Raw genomic sequence first — 909 nt, forward strand, 5'->3', positions numbered from 1 at the left:
CGCGCGCAGACGCCAGGCCCCGGGCAGCCAGCTCAGGGCCATGAGCAGGGCCAACAGGGCGAAGAGCCGAAAGGCACCCGGATGCAACTGCCAATGGCCGGCACTGGCAAAGGCGAAGGCGGCAAGCAACAGCCAGAACACCACGGCGACGGCTTCATGGTTGGCCCGCCAGGGGTTGTGATAGCGCTGCATCAGCGCTGGACCTCGATGCGTTGATGCGCGCCAAGCCGAAAGCGCGGGTCCGTGAGCAGACGCTGGCGCAGGCTGTAGACGCCGAGGCCGTGGCGTTTGGCCAGCGCCTTGAGCATTGTGCTATCGAGCACGAGCACTTGGCTGCCATCACCGGGGCCGTGCTCGCGCTCGAGGTCGGCGAGGATGGCGGGGATCAGCGGTGGCTTGTCGGTGGGTTCCTCCGGGTTGGTGGGTTCGCTCGAATGCTGCTCGGTTGTTCCTTGACCCGACGCGGTTGCTGGCCGGTTGGGAGATGTCTGGGAACTTGGAAGTCTCGATGCCGCTGTCGGTCTCGGTGTTGAGGTTGAAGTCGGTGCCGAGGTCTCTGGCGACAGCGCTAAGGGTTGATCTGAGGCTGCCGAATGGGGCTCGACGGCGGTTTGACTAGAGCGCGCCTCCTCGACCAGTAACCGCAACCGCTCCGAGACCTCGGCAGTCAACACCAGCCAGCGCTCACCGTCATACTCACGCACCCGACGCATCGGGGTTCTGGGGTCCGGCTCCAGGGCGCCTTCCGCACTGAGCGCCTCCGCCGCCTGGGTCGGCTCCCAGCCGGTGGCCTTGAACCAGTCTGGGTAAAACAGCCAGAGGAGATCATCACGCCAAGCCAACAGGTGTGCACGAGCTGCCGACGGGGCCGCATCAATCAGGTGGGCCATCAGCTGGGCGCTGCCAGGG

The 909-nt window shown here is 66.0% G+C and carries 2 pseudogenes; both read right to left on the reverse strand.

From position 1 onward, the window contains the following. Nucleotides 1-192: pseudogene (locus VBE63_RS30370) on the reverse strand (conjugal transfer protein); the annotation flags it as partial. Further along, a pseudogene (locus VBE63_RS30375) lies at nt 192-909 on the reverse strand (hypothetical protein); the annotation flags it as partial. The pseudogenes VBE63_RS30370 and VBE63_RS30375, both read right to left, overlap by 1 nt.

It is taken from the genome of Lamprobacter sp. (assembly GCF_034860625.1).
Classification (GTDB): domain Bacteria; phylum Pseudomonadota; class Gammaproteobacteria; order Chromatiales; family Chromatiaceae; genus Lamprobacter.